Source organism: Gordonia neofelifaecis NRRL B-59395 (genome assembly GCF_000192435.1).
Taxonomy (GTDB): Bacteria; Actinomycetota; Actinomycetes; order Mycobacteriales; family Mycobacteriaceae; genus Gordonia; species Gordonia neofelifaecis.
In genome coordinates, this window is the sequence record NZ_AEUD01000012.1 from 1 (window position 1) to 17,965 (window position 17,965).

Annotated in this window: 17 protein-coding genes; 6 read left to right on the plus strand and 11 right to left on the minus strand. The window is 67.5% G+C overall.

Features of this window, described 5'->3' with window-relative positions; translation table 11 throughout:
• Nucleotides 1-159: 159 nt before the first annotated feature.
• On the minus strand, nucleotides 160-2,700 hold the full coding sequence (locus SCNU_RS13465) for an ATP-dependent Clp protease ATP-binding subunit (protein ID WP_009679931.1): 2,541 nt from the start codon (nucleotides 2,698-2,700) through the stop codon (nucleotides 160-162).
• Between the two features lie 390 nt (nucleotides 2,701-3,090).
• Between SCNU_RS13465 and SCNU_RS13470 the strand changes: the two genes are divergently transcribed.
• From SCNU_RS13470 to SCNU_RS13480, 3 genes are read left to right on the plus strand one after another with little or no spacing between them, the layout of a single operon-like run.
• Nucleotides 3,091-4,596, plus strand: a complete 1,506-nt coding sequence (locus SCNU_RS13470; RefSeq protein ID WP_040518476.1) for an LVIVD repeat-containing protein — start codon at nucleotides 3,091-3,093, stop codon at nucleotides 4,594-4,596.
• Nucleotides 4,593-5,243: a DUF305 domain-containing protein gene (locus SCNU_RS13475; protein WP_040518457.1), complete on the plus strand. Its 651-nt coding sequence runs from the start codon at nucleotides 4,593-4,595 to the stop codon at nucleotides 5,241-5,243. The genes SCNU_RS13470 and SCNU_RS13475 overlap by 4 nt, the downstream gene beginning before the upstream one ends.
• A gap of 38 nt (nucleotides 5,244-5,281) precedes the next feature.
• Entirely contained in the window at nucleotides 5,282-6,577 is a 1,296-nt protein-coding gene (locus tag SCNU_RS13480) for a PQQ-binding-like beta-propeller repeat protein (RefSeq protein WP_009679934.1), read from the plus strand.
• Nucleotides 6,578-6,589: 12 nt separating this feature from the next.
• Here SCNU_RS13480 and SCNU_RS13485 read toward each other — a convergent pair whose 3' ends face one another.
• Entirely contained in the window at nucleotides 6,590-6,979 is a 390-nt protein-coding gene (locus SCNU_RS13485; RefSeq protein WP_009679935.1) for a winged helix-turn-helix transcriptional regulator, read from the minus strand.
• A 134-nt stretch (nucleotides 6,980-7,113) separates the two neighbouring features.
• Here SCNU_RS13485 and SCNU_RS13490 point away from each other — a divergent pair, with 134 nt between their 5' ends.
• Complete coding sequence (locus SCNU_RS13490; RefSeq protein WP_009679936.1) at nucleotides 7,114-7,971, plus strand: NmrA family NAD(P)-binding protein; 858 nt, start codon at nucleotides 7,114-7,116, stop codon at nucleotides 7,969-7,971.
• 161 nt (nucleotides 7,972-8,132) lie between these two features.
• Here SCNU_RS13490 and SCNU_RS13495 read toward each other — a convergent pair whose 3' ends face one another.
• From SCNU_RS13495 to SCNU_RS13510, 4 genes are all read right to left on the minus strand, one after another.
• Nucleotides 8,133-9,410 (minus strand): M18 family aminopeptidase, encoded by a 1,278-nt coding sequence (locus tag SCNU_RS13495; RefSeq protein ID WP_009679937.1) that lies wholly within the window; start codon nucleotides 9,408-9,410, stop codon nucleotides 8,133-8,135.
• Nucleotides 9,410-10,090: a phosphoribosylformylglycinamidine synthase subunit PurQ gene (gene purQ / locus SCNU_RS13500; RefSeq protein ID WP_009679938.1), complete on the minus strand. Its 681-nt coding sequence runs from the start codon at nucleotides 10,088-10,090 to the stop codon at nucleotides 9,410-9,412. Before purQ ends, SCNU_RS13495 begins: the two co-directional genes overlap by 1 nt.
• Nucleotides 10,091-10,094: 4 nt before the next feature.
• On the minus strand, nucleotides 10,095-10,334 hold the full coding sequence (gene purS, locus SCNU_RS13505; protein WP_009679939.1) for a phosphoribosylformylglycinamidine synthase subunit PurS: 240 nt from the start codon (nucleotides 10,332-10,334) through the stop codon (nucleotides 10,095-10,097).
• An 88-nt stretch (nucleotides 10,335-10,422) separates the two neighbouring features.
• Nucleotides 10,423-10,923: a glutathione peroxidase gene (locus SCNU_RS13510; RefSeq protein ID WP_009679940.1), complete on the minus strand. Its 501-nt coding sequence runs from the start codon at nucleotides 10,921-10,923 to the stop codon at nucleotides 10,423-10,425.
• Between the two features lie 72 nt (nucleotides 10,924-10,995).
• Here SCNU_RS13510 and SCNU_RS13515 point away from each other — a divergent pair, with 72 nt between their 5' ends.
• Both SCNU_RS13515 and SCNU_RS13520 read left to right on the plus strand, forming a co-directional pair.
• Nucleotides 10,996-11,466 carry a MarR family winged helix-turn-helix transcriptional regulator gene (locus tag SCNU_RS13515; RefSeq protein WP_040518477.1) on the plus strand — a complete coding sequence of 157 codons (471 nt, stop codon included), beginning with the start codon at nucleotides 10,996-10,998 and terminating at the stop codon, nucleotides 11,464-11,466.
• Nucleotides 11,467-11,488: 22 nt separating this feature from the next.
• Complete coding sequence (locus tag SCNU_RS13520) at nucleotides 11,489-13,045, plus strand: DHA2 family efflux MFS transporter permease subunit (RefSeq protein WP_009679942.1); 1,557 nt, start codon at nucleotides 11,489-11,491, stop codon at nucleotides 13,043-13,045.
• Between the two features lie 137 nt (nucleotides 13,046-13,182).
• Here SCNU_RS13520 and SCNU_RS13525 read toward each other — a convergent pair whose 3' ends face one another.
• From SCNU_RS13525 to SCNU_RS13545, 5 genes are all read right to left on the minus strand, one after another.
• Complete coding sequence (locus SCNU_RS13525; RefSeq protein ID WP_009679943.1) at nucleotides 13,183-14,079, minus strand: type IV toxin-antitoxin system AbiEi family antitoxin domain-containing protein; 897 nt, start codon at nucleotides 14,077-14,079, stop codon at nucleotides 13,183-13,185.
• Between the two features lie 117 nt (nucleotides 14,080-14,196).
• Nucleotides 14,197-14,784, minus strand: a complete 588-nt coding sequence (locus SCNU_RS13530; RefSeq protein WP_139026011.1) for a TetR/AcrR family transcriptional regulator — start codon at nucleotides 14,782-14,784, stop codon at nucleotides 14,197-14,199.
• Nucleotides 14,785-14,794: 10 nt separating this feature from the next.
• Complete coding sequence (locus tag SCNU_RS13535) at nucleotides 14,795-16,405, minus strand: class I adenylate-forming enzyme family protein (protein ID WP_009679945.1); 1,611 nt, start codon at nucleotides 16,403-16,405, stop codon at nucleotides 14,795-14,797.
• A 3-nt stretch (nucleotides 16,406-16,408) separates the two neighbouring features.
• On the minus strand, nucleotides 16,409-17,320 hold the full coding sequence (locus tag SCNU_RS13540; RefSeq protein ID WP_009679946.1) for a crotonase/enoyl-CoA hydratase family protein: 912 nt from the start codon (nucleotides 17,318-17,320) through the stop codon (nucleotides 16,409-16,411).
• 117 nt (nucleotides 17,321-17,437) lie between these two features.
• On the minus strand, nucleotides 17,438-17,896 hold the full coding sequence (locus SCNU_RS13545) for a winged helix-turn-helix transcriptional regulator (protein WP_009679947.1): 459 nt from the start codon (nucleotides 17,894-17,896) through the stop codon (nucleotides 17,438-17,440).
• Between the last annotated feature and the right edge of the window lie 69 nt (nucleotides 17,897-17,965).

Below are 17,965 nucleotides of genomic sequence, written 5' to 3' on the forward strand. Positions count from 1 at the left end.
TCCCCGAGCCGCCACCCCAACAATCGATGGATCCGGGCTCAACCAACGGGGCAGGGCGGCGTCGCTCGAACAGCGCTTCGACCTACGACGAAAGCGCCGGCCGCCACCGGGATCTCTCCCGATGGCGGCCGGCGCTCAGTGCAGTTCAGTCCGGTTCGATCAGCCTGCTTCGCCGTCGGCGGTCTGCGTCAGCTCCTCCGGAGCGTCCGGGACCGCGCGCGGACGGTCGGAGCCGGTGAACGTGAACGTCGCGTCCTCGCCCGCTCCTTCACCGTCCCAGCCCTCGACGTCGATGACGACGATCTGGCCGGCCTTGATCTCCTCGAACAGGATCTTCTCCGACAGCTGATCCTCGATCTCACGCTGGATGGTGCGGCGCAGCGGCCGTGCACCCAGAACCGGATCGAATCCGCGCTTCGCGAGGAGGTTCTTAGCCTTCTCGGTCAGCTCCAGATCCATGTCCTTGTTCTTCAACTGCGCTTCGACGCGGCCGATCATCAGGTCGACCATCTGGATGATCTCGTCCTGCGTCAGCTGGTGGAAGACGATGATGTCGTCGATGCGGTTGAGGAACTCGGGGCGGAAGTGCTTCTTCAGCTCGTCGTTGACCTTCTGCTTCATCCGGTCGTAATTGGAGCCGCGACCGTCGTCCTTGCTGAAGCCCATGCCGACGGCCTTGGAGATATCGGACGTGCCCAGGTTCGACGTGAAGATCAGCACGGTGTTCTTGAAGTCGACCGTACGACCCTGACCGTCGGTGAGACGACCGTCCTCGAGGACCTGCAACAGGGTGTTGTAGATCTCCGGGTGGGCCTTCTCGATCTCGTCGAACAGGACCACCGAGAACGGCTTGCGCCGCACCTTCTCGGTGAGCTGGCCGCCCTCGTCGTAGCCGACGTACCCGGGAGGCGCACCGAACAACCGCGATGCGGTGAAGCGATCGTGGAACTCGCCCATGTCGATCTGGATGAGCGCGTCGTCCTCGCCGAACAGGAAGTTCGCGAGCGCCTTCGACAGCTCGGTCTTACCGACACCGGACGGGCCGGCGAAGATGAACGAGCCCGACGGGCGCTTCGGATCCTTGAGACCGGCACGCGTGCGACGGATCGCCCGCGAGACGGCCGCGACGGCGTCCTGCTGACCGATGATCCGCTTGTGCAGCTCGTCCTCCATGCGGAGCAGACGGGTGGTCTCCTCCTCGGTGAGCTTGAACACCGGGATGCCGGTCCAATTGCCGAGGACCTCGGCGATCTCCTCGTCGTTGACCTCGGCCACGACGTCGAGGTCGCCCGCACGCCACTGCTTCTCGCGCTCGGCACGCTCACCGACCAGCTGCTTCTCCTTGTCTCGGAGGCTGGCCGCCTTCTCGAAGTCCTGGGCGTCGATCGCCGATTCCTTCTCCTTGCGCGCGTCGGCGATGCGATCGTCGAACTCGCGCAGGTCTGGCGGTGCGGTCATCCGGCGGATGCGCATCCGGGCGCCGGCCTCGTCGATCAGGTCGATGGCCTTGTCCGGCAGGAAGCGGTCGTTGATGTAGCGATCCGCGAGGGTCGCCGCCGCCGCGAGCGCGCCATCGGTGATCGACACCTTGTGGTGCTGCTCGTAGCGGTCGCGCAGGCCCTTGAGGATCTCGATGGTGTGCTCCACCGACGGCTCGCCGACCTGGACCGGCTGGAAGCGGCGCTCCAGCGCGGCGTCCTTCTCGATGTACTTGCGGTACTCGTCGAGGGTCGTGGCACCGATGGTCTGCAGCTCGCCGCGGGCCAGCTTCGGCTTCAGGATGCTGGCGGCGTCGATCGCGCCCTCGGCCGCACCGGCACCGACCAGCTGATGCAGCTCGTCGATGAACAGGATGATGTCGCCGCGGGTGTTGATCTCCTTGAGCACCTTCTTGAGGCGCTCCTCGAAGTCACCGCGGTACCGGCTGCCCGCCACCAGCGACCCGAGGTCGAGGGTGTAGAGCTGCTTGTCCTTGAGGGTCTCGGGGACGTTGCCGTTGACGATCGCCTGCGCCAGTCCCTCGACGACAGCGGTCTTGCCGACACCGGGCTCGCCGATCAGCACCGGGTTGTTCTTGGTGCGTCGCGAGAGGACCTGCATGACCCGCTCGATCTCTTTCTCCCGGCCGATGACCGGGTCGAGTTTGCCCTCGCTCGCGGCGGTCGTGAGATTTCGGCCGAACTGATCCAGGACCAGTGACGTCGACGGCGTGCCCGCCTCGGACGACCGCGCGCCGGTCCCCGCTTCCGCGGGCTCCTTGCCCTGGTAACCCGACAGCAGCTGGATGACCTGCTGGCGCACCTTGTTCAGGTCGGCACCGAGCTTCACCAGCACCTGAGCCGCGACGCCTTCGCCCTCGCGGATCAGGCCGAGCAGGATGTGCTCGGTGCCGATGTAGTTGTGGCCCAGCTGCAGTGCCTCGCGCAGGCTGAGCTCCAGCACCTTCTTGGCACGCGGAGTGAACGGAATGTGACCGGACGGCGCCTGCTGGCCCTGTCCGATGATCTCCTCCACCTGGCTGCGCACAGCCTCCAGCGAGATGCCGAGCGATTCGAGCGCCTTGGCGGCGACGCCCTCACCCTCGTGGATGAGACCCAGGAGGATGTGCTCGGTACCGATGTAGTTGTGGTTGAGCATCCGCGCTTCTTCCTGCGCCAGGACGACAACCCGGCGTGCGCGGTCGGTGAACCGTTCGAACATTGTTCTCCCTCTATTGCTTGCGCCCCGGCCGCTGCCACGCGCGGTGTGACGTGCTCGGCGACCAGCCCTGCCTTCACTCTAGTGGTCGACGAAGACAAAGCGGCCGTTACTCCCGTCCTCGGGCGAGGGCCCGGGACCGCGGCGGGGTTCTGTGGTTGACAACGCAGCGCTCAAGGGCAATGTTCCCGGCCGGATACGCCCTGAGCGAACGGCCTCCGGACCCCGGACATCCGGAGGCCGGATCGACCCGATTCCCGCGAATCAATTCCTTCATGAGCGCAGGATGCTAGCGTCTGGCCATTCGACCCGCTCATGACCGAGAGGTGTGCAGAGATGGCGAATCGTCCTATCCCGGCACGCCGGGCGGCGTTCACCCCGACGCTCGTCGTGATGCTCACCGTCGCCCTGATCGCCTCGACGATCACCGCTCCCCGAGCCGACGCTCAGACGCACGTCTTCCCCGATATCTCCGACGTCGCCGTGCCGAGGCCGGCCTCGTGCGCGCCGGGGTCGCAGCCCGAGAAGGGCCTCCAAGGCGACGTCAGCGCCGAAGACCGCGACTCCGGACGCTCGCGACGCGGCTACCACTGCAACATCACCGAGATCGGCAACGTCCGCGCCGGCGGTGGCGGCATCGTCTCGGCCACCTTCGATCACTGCAGCTACACCGGCACCATGTTCCCGGGCAATGCTCTCGTCCGTCAGCCCGGTGTCCAGGTCGTCGACGCCTCGGACCCCGCGAAGCCGAAGGTCGTCGGGTCGCTCGCCTCACCCGCCACCCTGGGCGGCACCTGGGAGACCTTGAAGGTCAACCGAGCACGGAAGCTGCTCGCCGCCACGTCGGTTCCGTTGCTCTGGGGCGGCGGATTCTTCTCGGTGTACGACATCTCCGACTGCGAGCATCCCCGGCTGCTCAACACCGGCCCCGGTACCGCGACCCCGCTGCCGTTCACCTCGCACGAGGGCGGATTCTCACCCGACGGCCGGACGTACTGGGCGTCCGGGATCGCGCCCGGCCACCTCAGCGCCATCGACATCGCCGACCCGGCGCGGCCGCGAGTCATCTGGCAGGGCCTCAACAGCGTCATCGGACACGGGTTCGGGATCTCGCCCGACGGCGACCGGATGTACATCTCGAACGGCTTGGGCGTCACCGTGCTCGACATCAGCGCCGTCCAGCGACGCACACCGTATCCGCAGGTCCCGCGCGTGGCCGCGTACTTCTGGCCCGACGGACAGATCAATCAGCACTCCATCCCGGTCACGATCGACGGACGGCCGCACATCGTCACCGCCGACGAGGCCGGCTCGGGCGGCGTCAAGGTCTTCGACGTGACCAAGGTCGACAAGCCCCGCTATGTCGCTCAGATCAAGCTCGAGATCAACCTGCCGGAGAACCTCGACACCAACCTTCGGTCGTCGATGGGCGGCAGCATCTTCAGCAGCAACCCGCACTATTGCGCCGTGGACCGACCCGTCGAGCCGACCGCGCTGGCCTGTTCGTGGGAGTCGTCGGGCATTCGGGTCTTCGACATCCGGAACCTGAAGAAGATCCGGGAGATCGGGTACTTCAATCCGCCCGCACAGAAGAACGCCACAATCGTCGACCTCCCGAACTCACCGCACGTGATGGGATCGATCCTCGGCGTCCCGGCCATCGAGTTCCTCAGTCTGGGAATGTCGATCGTGAACGGGAAGGTCAAGCTCACCGATATGCTCGGACCGCGCTCGGGAATGCTGGTGGGTGGTGACATGTCGACCGACTGGTGCTTCTCACCGCCGGAGTTCCACGGCAGTCAACTCTGGACGACGTGCGCCGACGGCGGCTTCTACGCGCTCGGGCTGAGTCCGTCCGTCTACACCCCGCCCGCCGACCAACGCTCGACCTCCGGATGACTGGGCGTCTCGCGACAGTGGCCTGTGCCGTCGGACTCGCCCTGCTCCTGGTCGCGCTCGGCGTCTTCGCAGGCGTGGCCTGGGAGAGCCGGCGGGCCGACCAGGGCTCCCATGAACCCCGACCCGTCGACATCGGCTTCGCGCAGGACATGGGCGTCCACCACGACCAGGCGATCCTGATCGCCCGCACTCTCGGAACAGACGTCGCGCCGGAGATCCGGGGACTCGCCGATCGGATCGCCGCCGCGCAGTCCGCCGAGGCCGCGACCCTCCGCGGCTGGCTCGACTGGTTCGGCCTGCCGCCGACGTCGGGCGTCCCGATGTCGTGGATGCATCCCGGTGGCCACGACCACGGCACGACGACCGCGTCGTCCGACGAACCTCCGATGCCGGGGCTGGCGAGCACCGATGAGATCGGACGGCTCGCCGAAGCGCACGGCGCGGCGGCGGAAGTCCTCTTCCTGCAGCTGATGATCCGGCATCACCGGGGCGGCATCGAGATGGCGACCGCCGCGCAGAATTCCGATCTGGCGTCCCCGGCGACCAAGCGACTCGCCCTGGCGATGATCTCCGATCAGGGCGACGAGATCGGGCAGATGACGCTCCTGCTCCGTGCCCGCGGCGCCGCCCCGCTGCCCGCGCGGTGAGCCGCGGAGGGCGTCGGTGAGCATGGTTGACTGACCGCATGCCGATTCGTTCCACCGGTCGCCCTCGCCCGGGCATGGCCGCCGTCGCCGCCGTCGGCGCGATCGCTCTCGTCATCACCGCAGGAGCCGTGCTGAGCGGCACGCCCGAGCCGGCGGCCGACACCTCCGCCGCGGGCGTCCTGCGGTCGTACACGGCGGAACCGTCGGAGGCGTGGATCCTCGACGACGCCGTGCTGCCCGGCGTCACCGGGCCCGTCACCGTTGCGGCGACCGACGGCGACGACTGGCTGATCTCCTACCCCGCAGGCATCAGGCACCAATACCTGCTGGTCGATGCACGCTCAGGCGAGCCCCGGTGGAACGCGCCGGTGAATGCCGGCTTCGGCGCATGCGCCGTCAACGACCGTCACCAGATCGGCTGCGCCGTGCGCCTGCGCATCGACGGCCCGGAGAACGGCTTCTACCTCGTCGATCGCGACTCCGGCGACCTCACACGAACTGCCGACGGGGACGACACCGCCGCCCTGCTCGGACTGGGGTCCGACTTCGTCCACGTCAACCAGACCGGCTACCAGGTCAGTCTGCGATCGCCGTCCGGCGAGGTCCGGTGGAGCCGGACGTTCGCCGGTGCGGCCAAGCTGCGCAGAGCCGGGGGCTCGCTGCTCGTCGACACCTCCGACGACGCACATTTCGTCATCGCACCGGCCGACGGCACCGACCGCGTGGCGTGCTCGTCGTGCACGGTCGACGTCTACTCGACGGGCCTCGCGGTGACGCGCACAGCGCTCGGCGCCGAATCCGTCGCGATGTACCCGATCGCCGGCGACGACGTCGCCCAGCAGCCCGCCGGAACCGCCGCGCGCATGCGCGTGATCCGAGGGCCGTCGACGCTGCCGGTACTCACTGCGGCGGGCGAGGGATCCTCGCTCGAGGCGGCGGGACACTACGAGATCGTCGACCCGGCGACGGGCAGCGGTCTCTGGCAGATCGGCGACCCCCAGCTTTCGAAGGCGAACGCGCGGCCCTGCGGAGCCGTGTTCTCAGTGGCCCGCAAGGATCGCTCTCGCGTGTTCTTCGACCTCGCCGACGGCACCCGGCGCGGCGCGATGCCGCCGCCCTCGCTCGACGACCCCGACTCCGCCATCGACTCGTCGAGCTGCGTCGGCGCATCCGGCGACGTCGCCGTGTTCGCGAACCCGAACCAGCTCACCGCCTACAGCATCGACTCGGGCGCACAGCTGTGGAACCGCAGTCTCCTCGGCACCGCCACGGACGTCGACGGCTATCTGGTGCTGCAGCAGGGCACCACGCTGACGGCACTGCGGCCGAACTGACAGCGCCTCTGTTCAGCGCGCGTCGTACTCCTGACGCGCCCCGTCCACCGATCCGACCTGGCCTTCGACGAGGTCGATCAGCCCGGCGAGCAGCACCGCGACCTGCCGTCCCGACTCGGTGAGCGAATACTCCACTCGCGGCGGGATCGCCTGCAGCATCTCGCGGCGTACGTAGCCGTCCCTCTCGAGCGACTGCAGCGTCACCGACAGCATTCGCTCGCTGACCCCGTCCACCCTGCGGCGCAGCGCATTGAACCGCAGTTCGCCGTCGAGCAGGGCGACCAGTGCGAGCAGCCCCCACCGACTGGTGACGTTCTGGAGGATCTCGCGCGACGAGCAGTTGCGCGAGAAGACGTCGGCCTCGAGGGTCGGATCGACGTCGGCCTGGGGCATCTCGGACATGGGATCAGCATACTCCCGCGAAACGCATGTGCTTACTCTCACACTTGCACATTACTTTTAGTAAGTGCACTCTGATTGGGAAGCATCCAACGCGGACCGCCGATCGCCGGCGGCAGCGACGAGAGGACCCGAACATGACCACTTACGCAGTGACAGGCGCGACCGGCGGACTCGGCGGCGGCGCGATCGACTCCCTGATCGACCGCGGTGTCGCACCGTCCGACATCGTCGCCGTGGTCCGCGACGAGTCGAAGGCCGACGCGTTGAAGGCCGCGGGCGTGACCGTCCGCGTCGCCGACTACGCCGATTCAGCGGCCCTGCGATCGGCGCTCGACGGCGTCGACAAGCTGCTGCTGGTCTCCGGTTCCGAGGTCGGACAGCGGCTTCCCCAGCACACCAACGTGATCCAGGCAGCCAAGGACGCGGGCGTAGGACTCATCGCCTACACGAGCATCCTGCGCGCCGACTCGTCCCCGCTGATCCTGGCCCGCGAGCACGTCGAGACCGAGCGGCTGCTGGCCGAGAGCGACCTCGACGTGGTGCTGCTTCGGAACGGTTGGTATTCGGAGAACTACACACAGTCACTGGCACCGGCGGTCGAGTCCGGTGTCTTCGCGGGCAGCGCGGGCGACGGCGTGGTCGCACCGGCCGCTCGGGCCGACTTCGCGGACGCCGCTGCGGCAGCACTGATCTCGGCACCTGCGGGGAGCGTGTACGAACTCGCGGGCGAGGAGCGACTCACCTACACCGACGTCGCCGCGACGTTCGCCGCCGCCAGCGGCCGCCCGGTGTCGTATCGGGATCTGCCCGAGTCCGATTACGCCGCGGCGCTCACCGCAGCCGGAGTTCCCGCGCCCTTCGCCGCCGTCCTCGCGGACTCCGACGCCGGCGCGGGCAAGGGCGCCCTCGACTCCGACTCGACCGACCTCGCCGACCTGCGCGGCAAGCCCGCGACACCGTTCACTGCGGTGGTCGAAGCCGGACTGCGCTGATTCCCGCCGTCGCTGGTTGTGCGAGCCACACCCGTTGGTTGAGCGAGCGCAGCGAGTCGAAACCCCCCGCGACCCGAGGCTGGAGACCCTGCCTCATCGCACGGCGGTTTCGACTCGCTGCGCTCGCTCAACCAACGAGTCAGCCGGGTCGGCGACCGGACCTATCTCCGCAGGAACGCGGCGAGTGCGGCCGAGTACATGGCGACGTCGTCGGTGCCCATCAACTCGCGGCAACTGTGCATCGCGAGCTGCGGCGCACCGACGTCGACGGTCAACAGCCCGGTTCGAGTCGCAGTGAGCGGCCCGATCGTCGAACCGCACGGCAGATCCGCTCGGTGGATGTAGCGCTGCAGCGGGACGTCGGCGTCCCGGCACGCTAGGGCGAACTCGGCCTCGCCGATCGCATCGGAGGCGTACCGAAGATTCTGATTCACCTTCAGCACTGGGCCGCCGTTCACCGCGATCCGGTGGGACGGCTCATGACGATCCGGATAGTTCGGATGCGTGGCATGCGCCATGTCGCCCGACACGCAGACACTCGCCGCCATCGCGCGGAGGAACTCGTCACGGCCTCCGCCGCGGGCAGCGACGATCCGCTCGCACACCGTCACCAGGAAGTCCGACGACGCGCCGCGCTCCGAGCCGGAGCCGACCTCCTCGTGGTCGAACAGCGCGAGCATCGCGACGCCGCCGCTCGGCTCCGCGTCGAGCAGGGCACGCAGCCCGGCATAGCAGGTCCCCTGATTGTCGAGGCGCGGCGCGCTCAGCAGATCGCCTGCGGCACCGATGATCCGGGACGGCGCGACATCGTGCGTCATCAGTTCCCAACCCAGCACCGCGTCGGGGTCGACTCCGGCTCGACCCGCCACAAACGACAGCAGCGGCTCGGCTTCACCGACCCCGCGGATCCCGTCGACGTGCCGCTGCGGATCGAGATGCACACCCTTGCGATCCTCCGACAGATGGATCGCCAGCTGCGGCACACGCAGGATCGGCTCGTCGATCCGGACCAGCCGGAAGGCGACGGCCCCCGCGTCGTCGTAGGCCAACCGGCCCGACAGCCCCAGATCGCGGTCCAGCCAGGAGTTCAGCCAGGCGCCGCCGTACGGCTCGAGGGCGACGGTCGCCAGCCCGGCCGACGTCCGATCCGGATTCTGCTTGACGCGCAGATTGGGGCTGTCGGTGTGGCCGCCGACGATCCGGAATCGCAGATCGCCCGCTACCGCCTCGGCGTTCCAGGCGATGATCGAACCGCCGCGCACCACATAGTGCTTCCCGGTCGCACCGCGCTGATCCGGCCAACCGTCCGTCTCCGACAGCCGCGCGTAGCCGGCCGCGTCGAGAGTCGCCACCACCGTCTCGCAGACGTGAAACGGCGACGGCGAGGCGTCGATGAATTCACCGAGCCCCGCCGCCGTCGCAGAAGTGTGCGCCGTCATCACACGGACGCGAGCACCGCGTCCAGTGCCGAGTAGAAGAGTCCGAGCCCGTCGTCGCTGGGTCCGGTGAGCGCCTCGGTGGCGTGCTCGGGATGCGGCATCAGACCGACGACCCGGCCGTTGGCGCTGGCGATGCCAGCGATGTCGAGCGACGATCCGTTCGGATTGTCACCGGCGTAGGTGAACGCGATCCGGCCCTCGCCCTTGAGCTCTTCGAGCGTCCGCTGGGAGGCGACGTAGCGACCCTCGCCCGACTTCAGCGGGATCAGGATCTCCGCGCCGACCTCATAGCGCGAGGTCCACGCGGTCGTGTTCGACTCCACGCGCAGCCACTGATCGCGGCAGATGAAGTGCAGGCCCTCGTTGCGCGCCAGCGCACCGGGCAGCAGTCCGGCCTCGCAGAGGATCTGGAAACCGTTGCAGATGCCCAGCACCGGCATGCCGTGCTCGGCCGCCGCGACCACTTCGCCCATCACCGGGGCGAACTTGGCGATCGCACCGCAGCGCAGGTAGTCGCCGTACGAGAAACCGCCGGGCACGACTACCGCGTCGACGCCCTTGAGGTCGGCGTCGCCGTGCCACAGGCTCACCGCCTCGCCGCCCGCGGCGTTGACCGCGCGAGCCGCGTCGACGTCGTCCAGCGTTCCGGGGAAGGTGATGACTCCGATACGAGCAGTCATATCCCTACTCCGCGACGCGTGTGACGTTGAAGTTCTCGATGACCGTGTTGGTCAGGAGTTCTTCGGCGATCCGCTCGAGCGCGGCGTCGTCGACGGTGCCGTCGACCTCCAACTCGAACCGCTTGCCCTGACGGACGTCTGCGACGCCCCCGAAGCCCAGGCGACCCAGCGCTCCGACGATGGCCTGGCCCTGCGGGTCCAGGATCTCGGCCTTGGGCATCACATCGACCACTACACGCGCCATTCGGGCACCGCTCCTCACACCGATGGTCTTGAAATCCGTCCCGATGGGACGGACGGTTTACGCGCCCACTCTACCTGGCAGAGCAGCCCTAGCTGAGCGCTGCCTCGATGGCCGTGATCACTTCCGGAGCATTCGGTTCGGTCCGGGGACGGAACCGCCCCGCAACGCTGCCGTCGGCCGCGACGAGGAACTTCTCGAAATTCCATTGGATGTCACCGGATTCACCGTCCGCGTCGGGGGTCTCGGTGAGCGCCGCGTACAGCGGATGACGGTCCGCCCCGTTCACATCGGTCTTCTCCAGCAACGGGAAGGTGACGCCGTAGTTCGTGGAGCAGAAGGTGGCGATCTCCTCGGCACTGCCCGGTTCCTGACCCATGAACTGGTTGCACGGAACACCGACGACCGTCAGTCCACGCGGCCCGTAGTCCTTCTGCAACTGCTCGAGCGCGGTGTACTGCGGGGTGAGTCCGCACTTCGACGCGACGTTGACGACCAGCAGCGGTCCGGGCAGTCCGGCAAGGCTGAAATCGCTTCCGTCGAGGGCGTGAACAGGGATGTCTTTGATGTTGGAGTGACCCATGTCCCACATGCTAAACGCCGGTGAGGAAAGTCACCAGTTATTGCGTTGCAGCAATAATTGCGCGTGCGTAAGTTCTTTCAGGTGTCCGAATCCGAAACTTCCGTCGAGTCCTGCACCCGTGCGCTGGTGTCGTTTCTCGAGCGGGTCGCGGCACGCGCCTCCTGCAGCACCGTCGACCGAGTGGCCGCTACCGACATGACCCTCTCGCAGCTCCGCATGCTGATGGTCCTGTCGCGGTCCGACCACGATCTGTCGGTGAACGAGTTGGCCGAAGCCGTCGGCCTGTCGCTCGCCGCGGCCGGTCGCGGCGCCGACCGGCTCGTGGTGCTCGATCTCGTCGTCCGGCGAGAAGACGAGTGCGACCGTCGCGTGAAACGGCTCTCCCTGTCCGAACAGGGCCGCGAACTGATCGCGTCCAAGTTCCGGATGCGGGACGACGATCTCGCGGGGATCGTCGGCGACCTGCCGAGCGACGTCCGCGGCCAGTTGTCCGCGGCCCTGTCTGCGGCGCTCGAATCGCTGCCCACCACCCCGAACACCGCTCACTCCTGACGAACTGAGAAGAGAGAACCTGATGACCAACTCCCCGCCGGGAGCCGCGAGCGACAAGCTGGGGCGCGACGTCTTCATCGTCGCCGGCGTCGTCGTGCTCGGCGCGATCATGTCGATCCTCGACGTGACCGTCGTCGCCGTGGCCCAGCCCACCTTCATGACCGAGTTCGACACCTCGTCGGCCAGCGCCGCGTGGTCGATGACCGGCTACACCCTCGCCCTCGCAGCCGTGATCCCGACCGCCAGCTGGGCCGCGTCGCGGTTCGGCACCAAACGCGTCTACATGGCCTCGCTGGTGCTGTTCCTCGTCGGATCCGTCCTCTGTGCGATGGCCTGGAACATCGGCTCACTGGTCGCGTTCCGCGTGATCCAGGGCTTCGGCGGCGGTCTCCTCATGCCCATCGGCATGATGATCATGACCCGCGCCGCAGGTCCGGAGCGCGTCGGCTCGGTGATGGCCGTGCTGGGCATCCCGATGCTGCTCGGCCCCATCGCGGGCCCGATCCTCGGCGGCTGGCTGATCGAGATCGCTTCGTGGCACTGGGTGTTCCTGATCAACGTCCCGATCGGCGTGATCGCGCTGGTGTACGCCTTCTTCGCGCTGCCGGGCGGCGACGAGGAACCGGGTAAGAAGATCGATGTCCCCGGCCTGCTCATGCTGTCGCCGGGCCTGGCCCTGTTCCTGTTCGGCGTCTCGTCGAGCGCCGAGGAGCAGACCTTCAACGCGCCGCGCGTCTACATCCCGATGATCATCGGCGCGGTCCTGATCGCGGGCTTCATCTGGCACGCCTTCCGGACCACCAATCCGCTGCTCGACCTGCGCCTGTTCCGCAACTCGACACTGCGCGTCTCGGTGATCACCATGTCGCTGTTCGCAATCGCATTCTTCGGCGCCTCGCTGCTGTACCCGCAGTACTTCATCGTGGTGCGCGGCGAGTCGACCCTGATGGCCGGTCTGCTGCTCGCGCCGCAGGGCCTGGGCGCGATGCTGACCATGCCCATCGCGGGCAAGATGACCGACAAGATCGGCCCCGGCAAGTTCGTGCTCAGCGGCCTGGTGCTGATCGCCATCGGCGTCGCGGCGTTCATCACGCTCGGCACCGACACCTCGTACTGGTTCCTGTGCGGTGCACTGTTCGTCCAGGGCCTCGGCATGGGCATGACGATGATGCCGATCATGTCGGCGTCGCTGGCGACCCTGCGCGGACCGGAGATCGCCGACGGTTCGACGCTGATGAACGCGATTCAGCAGACCTCGTCGTCCATCGGCACCGCCGTCATCACGGTCATCTTCACCACCATGTTGATGCCGCTGTCGCGGGCCATCATGCAGGCGGGAGGCGACCCCGCCAAGACTGCAGGCGCGATGGTCGAGAACGGCGTGAACGTGCAGGATCCCGCCGCCGTCGGCGCCGCCGGTCAGAGCGTGATCTCGGACATCGCCTCCACCTACGGGAACACCTTCATCGTCGCGACGGCCCTCGTCGTCCTGACGCTGATCCCCGCCTTCTTCCTGCCCCGCAAGAAGATGGTCGTGGAGGGTGCCGACGAGCAGTCTGTGCCCGTCGCGATGCACTGACCTCTCGCCAGACGACGAAGGACGCCCCCGGCAGGTGCCGGGGGCGTCCTTCGTCGTCTGGGTTCGTCATCGGGCCGATGCGAAACTCTGTCGTGTCGTTGATCGTGACGGTCGATACCTCGACAGTCTTCGGGATCTCATCCGAGCGCGACAGCGGCACCACGGTCGTTCAGGACGTCGATGACCTCCTGAATGCAGGCGGCCGGGTCAGCGGCCAGCATGTGCCAGTTGTACTGCAGTTCGCGCCACTGCTCCCGCTCGAGGTGGTTCGCCTTCTCGAGGTCGTTCTGGTGCCGACGAGGAAGTCGATGGAACGCCCACCCCGAGATCTCGACCGCGACGCGCTGTTCCGGCCAGGCGAAGTCCAGTCGCCAGCGGCCCGTCGGAAACTGCTGCACCCACCCTGTCACCTGCCACTGGCGGAGCAGTCGCACGAACAGCCGCTCGGCCTCCGACTCGCTGTCCGAGCCCGCGATCGCGACCAGTCGCCGCGCGGCGGCGATGCCGCGATGGCCCGGATGGTCGTCGATCGCGCGCTCGAGGTCGCGCAGCTCGACCTGCCTGGTCTGCAGCATCCGATCCAGGAACACCGTGCCGTCGTCCAAGTCGACGGCCGCCATCAACGCGGTGAGCGGCTTGCGGGTCAGGAGCAGCCCGCGGACCCGGGTCAGCGATTCCGGACGGTAGCGCCGCCGCGTGGCATGCACACCGACCGGCCACCGCAGCGGCGGGCGTTCCGACCGACACGAGAGCGTGATCGGACCGGGCAGATCGTCGAGCATCCCGAACCACCATGCCGCGGTGGTGCGATCGGCGACTCCGCGATGCGCCACGACCACCGCGCGCACCATCGCGGCTTCGGTGAAGTCGTTCGCGGCCGATCGATAGAGCCCGCGCGCCAGAGCGAACCATTCGCCCCGGCGCACGCGTCCGCGGATATGCGCGTGCGTCAGACCGAATCTCAGTGCCTGATCGGTGGTGATGATGCCGTCGTTCGCGGCGAGAAAGGCCGCGATCTCCCCCGAGTCCCCCATACCTGATTAGACGCACCCGGGCCGGGATCGGTTCCATCGAGAAAAGTGTCGACTTGTCGTTCCCCACGGTCGATGACTCGACAGTCGACGACCGGCCGTCGCGCGGACGGCTGCCGGTCAGTCCTGCATCGCAGACGCCCGCGCAATCCAATCGTCGATCACCAGGTCAGCGACACGCTGGTCGGACCGCATGTTGCGGGTGATCTCGAATCCGCGGATCAGCGCCAACAACGACTCGAAGGCGAGCTCAGAGTCCCTCGGATCCGAGATCCCGGAGTGCTCGTCGAACACCGCGCGGATCCGCTGCCCCAACCGGCGTTCGGCGGGTAGCAGCGCCTCGCGCAACTGCGGATCGGTGCGCGAGGCCGTCCACAGCTCGAGAGCGGCCTGGAAGGGCGGTCCGGTCATCGCCTGACGCAGCGCCGTCACCATGTCTCGAAGCGCGTCGGGACCGTCACCGAGGTCGGCGATCATCGCATCGATGTTCGCCACGCGGATGTCGGCGATGTGGTGGATCGCCGCGACCAGCAGTTCCGTCTTCGAACCGAAATGATGAAGCAGCGCACCGCGAGAGACACCTGCCTCGTCCTGGATTCGCTGCGTCGTGGTGTCGGAGTGTCCGAACTCGACCAGACAGCTCATCGTGGCATCGAGCAGCAACTGATGCGTCCGCTCGCGTTGCTCTTTTCTCGACACTCCGGCCACGTCAGCCACTCTAAGTCAGGACCGTCAACCGACCCGCATCGATCTCTTCGAGCAGCCGGAAGCGCTGGAGCTTGCCCATCGCGTTCACCGGGAGCTCCGCGGTGACGAACCACGCCGAGGGCGTCTTCTGCGGCGACAGGCGTTCCCGTACCAGCGTCTTGAGCTCGACAGCCGACGGCGCGTCCGCACCGGGGACCAGTTGCAGCACCGCGGCGACCGTCTCGCCCCACTGCTCGTCCGGGACCCCGATCACCGTCGCGTTCGCGACCGCGGGATGCGGCACGATCGTCTCCTCCACCTCGAACGGGTGAATGTTCTCGCCTCCGCGGATGATGAGATTCTTCAGCCGCCCAGTGACGGTCACGTAGCCGCGGTCGTCCATTCGTCCCAGATCGCCGGTGCGCACCCAACCGTCGGCGTCAATCGCGCGGGCGGTCGCCTCCGGCTGGTCGAGATATCCGATCATCGCCTGGTAGCCACGCGCACAGATCTCGCCTTCCGCCCCGATCGGCAACACCGTCGAGCCGCCCGGTTCCAGGATGGCGACATCGACGTTCGGAAGTGGCCGACCGGCCGTGCGGAGGTTGTCCGCCGGAGCGTCGTCGGGAGCGGTCTGACACACGATCGGACTCAGTTCAGTCTGCCCGTAGACGGAACTCGATGCGGCTCCACACCGCTGCATCCAGGCAGCCACCAGATCGGCGGGCACCATGTCTCCACCGCTCATCACGATTCGGAGCGAACTCAAGTCGGCCTCGGCCATCGCGGGGTGACCGATCATGGCATGCAGCATCGCGGGCACACCGCCGAAGGTGACGACGTCGTAGTCGTCGATCGCTGCGATCAGCGTCGCGGGGTCGAATACCTCACCGAGGACGAGAGTGGCCCGCTCGTGAACCGACCCCATGCCCGCGAGCCCGCACCCGGCGGTGTGGAACAGCGGCAGGGCGGTCAGATACGTCGCGCCGAACGGCGCGCCGCATCGCCTTCTCACGTAGGCCGCGTTCGACACCATCGACAGGTGCTTCAGCACCGCGGGCTTGGCCGGTCCAGTGGTGCCCGAGGTGAACTGGATCTGCGTCGGCGACTCCGGATCCACCGTCGGCAGGTCCGTACGCACAGCGCACTGCCGCGTGTGATCGAGCCAGTCCGCGAGATCGACGTGCTCTGTCACGTTCGGGACGTGCGGCAGCACGTCGTTCAGGAGTGCGGCCATATCGGTTCCGCGGAAGTCCGCGACGAAGAAGATTCCCGCGGCGTGCGAGCTGGCCAGCACATGCCGCAGTTCCGCGCCGCGCAGCGCCGGATTCGCGGTCACCAGCACCAGTCCGGCCAGCGCTGCTCCGTACTGCAGGACCACCCACTCCGGCACGTTCGGCGCCCAGACGACCACCGCGTCGCCGGGATCGAAGCGATCCAGCAACCACGCGGCCGCGTGTTCCGCGTCGTCGAGCAGTTCGCGGTACGTCCACGTCCGAGCGTCACGGCCGGGTGCCACCGAGATGAGAGCCGGCTGCGTCGGCGCATCGGCGGCGGCTCCGCGCAGGAGGTCGCCGACCGACTGCCGGAGAACCGGGACCGAGGTGTCCGCCGGCCAGAACGACGTCGTCAGCAGTGCCATCACTCAACCCCGTTCGGCATCGCGGGCGTCGAGTTCGCGACGCATCGCCTCGATCTCGTCCTCGGTCGGGATCTCGCCACCGCCGTCCGGCATGAAGCGCCCGGTGTCGCGCCATTCGACCGCCGCACCGAAGCCGTACTTCTGCGCGAAGTCGACGAACCAGCGCCCCTCCGGGGAATGTCGGGTGATGCCGTCGAAGAGGACCGCCATGTTCTGCGTGCTCTGAAGCCCCATGTTGTCGTAGGCCTGGTTGATCATCATCTTCTGCATCACCAGCTGGTTGGTCGGCACGCCGGACATGCGCTGCACCAGGTGGTCGACGGCGGCGTCGAGCTCCGACTCCGGGACCGCGTCGATCACCAGGCCCCAGTCCTTGGCCTGCGTGCCGTCGATCGTGTCACCGGTGAGGAGCATCCGCTTGGCCTTCTCCGCACCCAATCGGTACACCCACATCGCCGTGGTCGGGCAGCCCCAGATCCGCGCGGGCATGTAACCGATCTTCGCGTCGTCGGCCATCACGACCAAGTCGCATGACAGCGCGATGTCACTGCCGCCGGCCACCGCGTAGCCGTGGACCTTCGCAATGGTCGGCTTGGCCGACCGCCACAAGGAGAAGAAGCGGTCGGTGTTGGTCTTCATCATGCGGAAGTCGCGGATCGGGTCCCACACCTCGCCTTGATGCTCGGCACCGCCCTCGGCGTACAGCTTGAGGTCGTATCCGGCGCAGAAGGCACGACCGGCACCTTGCAGCACGATGACTCGGACCGCGTCGTCGGCGTTCGCCTCGGCGACGGCGGCGGCGATCTGCTCGCCCATCTCCGCATTGATCGCATTGAGTCGCTCGGGACGATTCAGGGTGATGTACGCGCAGTGCTCACGCACCTCGTACTGGACGACGGTTCCGTTGAAGGCCATGACCGGCAGCTCCTCACATCGTTGAGTGGTGCCGTTCACATTTTCACGGTCCGTCTGGACTGTCAATGAACTCGGGTGTCTATAGCAGCGAACTCCCGCGCCGAGAACTCCTAACCCTCACCGACGCACACGCAACTCCACGTCATCCGAGGACAGTTCGTGCCCGGCCGCGCAGGTCACCTGCACCTGCACCGGCTCACCGCAGCCGGCGTGCACGAGTTCGACGTCGGGGCGGTCACCCGCGTACCTGCTCCCCCACTCGAACAGTCCCGAGACGACCGGCATCAGGTCCGTTCCCGCAGGAGTCAACACGTACTCGTCGCGAGTCCGGGCGCCCTCGTCCTGATACGGCCTGCGCGCGAGCAGCCCGGCGTCGACGAGTGCCGCGAGATTCGACGAGGTGGTCGCCGGCGACATCCCCACCCGCTTCGCGAAGTCGTCGAATCTGGCGGTGCCGTAGTGCGCCTCCCGCAGGACCAGCATCGCGTTGCGCGAGCCGACGAGCTTCATCGCCTTCTCGATCGGGCAGCGCCCGACAGCACTCCACGTCGAACGATCGGCGAGCCGTTCTTCCATCCTCATCGAATCCACCCCACTCACTTGACTTCACATGATTGAAGTCAGCATACTCTGATCACGCTCACT

Coding starts and splice junctions, on each gene's coding strand:
- SCNU_RS13535 (WP_009679945.1), bottom strand. CDS start 16,405: ATGGCACTGCTGACGACGTCGTTCTGGCCGGCGGACACCTCGGTCCCG.
- purQ (WP_009679938.1), bottom strand. CDS start 10,090: ATGACTGCTCGTATCGGAGTCATCACCTTCCCCGGAACGCTGGACGAC.
- SCNU_RS13480 (WP_009679934.1), top strand. CDS start 5,282: ATGCCGATTCGTTCCACCGGTCGCCCTCGCCCGGGCATGGCCGCCGTC.
- SCNU_RS13545 (WP_009679947.1), bottom strand. CDS start 17,896: ATGGAAGAACGGCTCGCCGATCGTTCGACGTGGAGTGCTGTCGGGCGC.
- SCNU_RS13520 (WP_009679942.1), top strand. CDS start 11,489: ATGACCAACTCCCCGCCGGGAGCCGCGAGCGACAAGCTGGGGCGCGAC.
- SCNU_RS13475 (WP_040518457.1), top strand. CDS start 4,593: ATGACTGGGCGTCTCGCGACAGTGGCCTGTGCCGTCGGACTCGCCCTG.
- SCNU_RS13495 (WP_009679937.1), bottom strand. CDS start 9,410: ATGACGGCGCACACTTCTGCGACGGCGGCGGGGCTCGGTGAATTCATC.
- SCNU_RS13465 (WP_009679931.1), bottom strand. CDS start 2,700: ATGTTCGAACGGTTCACCGACCGCGCACGCCGGGTTGTCGTCCTGGCG.
- SCNU_RS13490 (WP_009679936.1), top strand. CDS start 7,114: ATGACCACTTACGCAGTGACAGGCGCGACCGGCGGACTCGGCGGCGGC.
- SCNU_RS13540 (WP_009679946.1), bottom strand. CDS start 17,320: ATGGCCTTCAACGGAACCGTCGTCCAGTACGAGGTGCGTGAGCACTGC.
- SCNU_RS13510 (WP_009679940.1), bottom strand. CDS start 10,923: ATGTGGGACATGGGTCACTCCAACATCAAAGACATCCCTGTTCACGCC.
- purS (WP_009679939.1), bottom strand. CDS start 10,334: ATGGCGCGTGTAGTGGTCGATGTGATGCCCAAGGCCGAGATCCTGGAC.
- SCNU_RS13485 (WP_009679935.1), bottom strand. CDS start 6,979: ATGTCCGAGATGCCCCAGGCCGACGTCGATCCGACCCTCGAGGCCGAC.
- SCNU_RS13470 (WP_040518476.1), top strand. CDS start 3,091: ATGCTCACCGTCGCCCTGATCGCCTCGACGATCACCGCTCCCCGAGCC.
- SCNU_RS13525 (WP_009679943.1), bottom strand. CDS start 14,079: ATGGGGGACTCGGGGGAGATCGCGGCCTTTCTCGCCGCGAACGACGGC.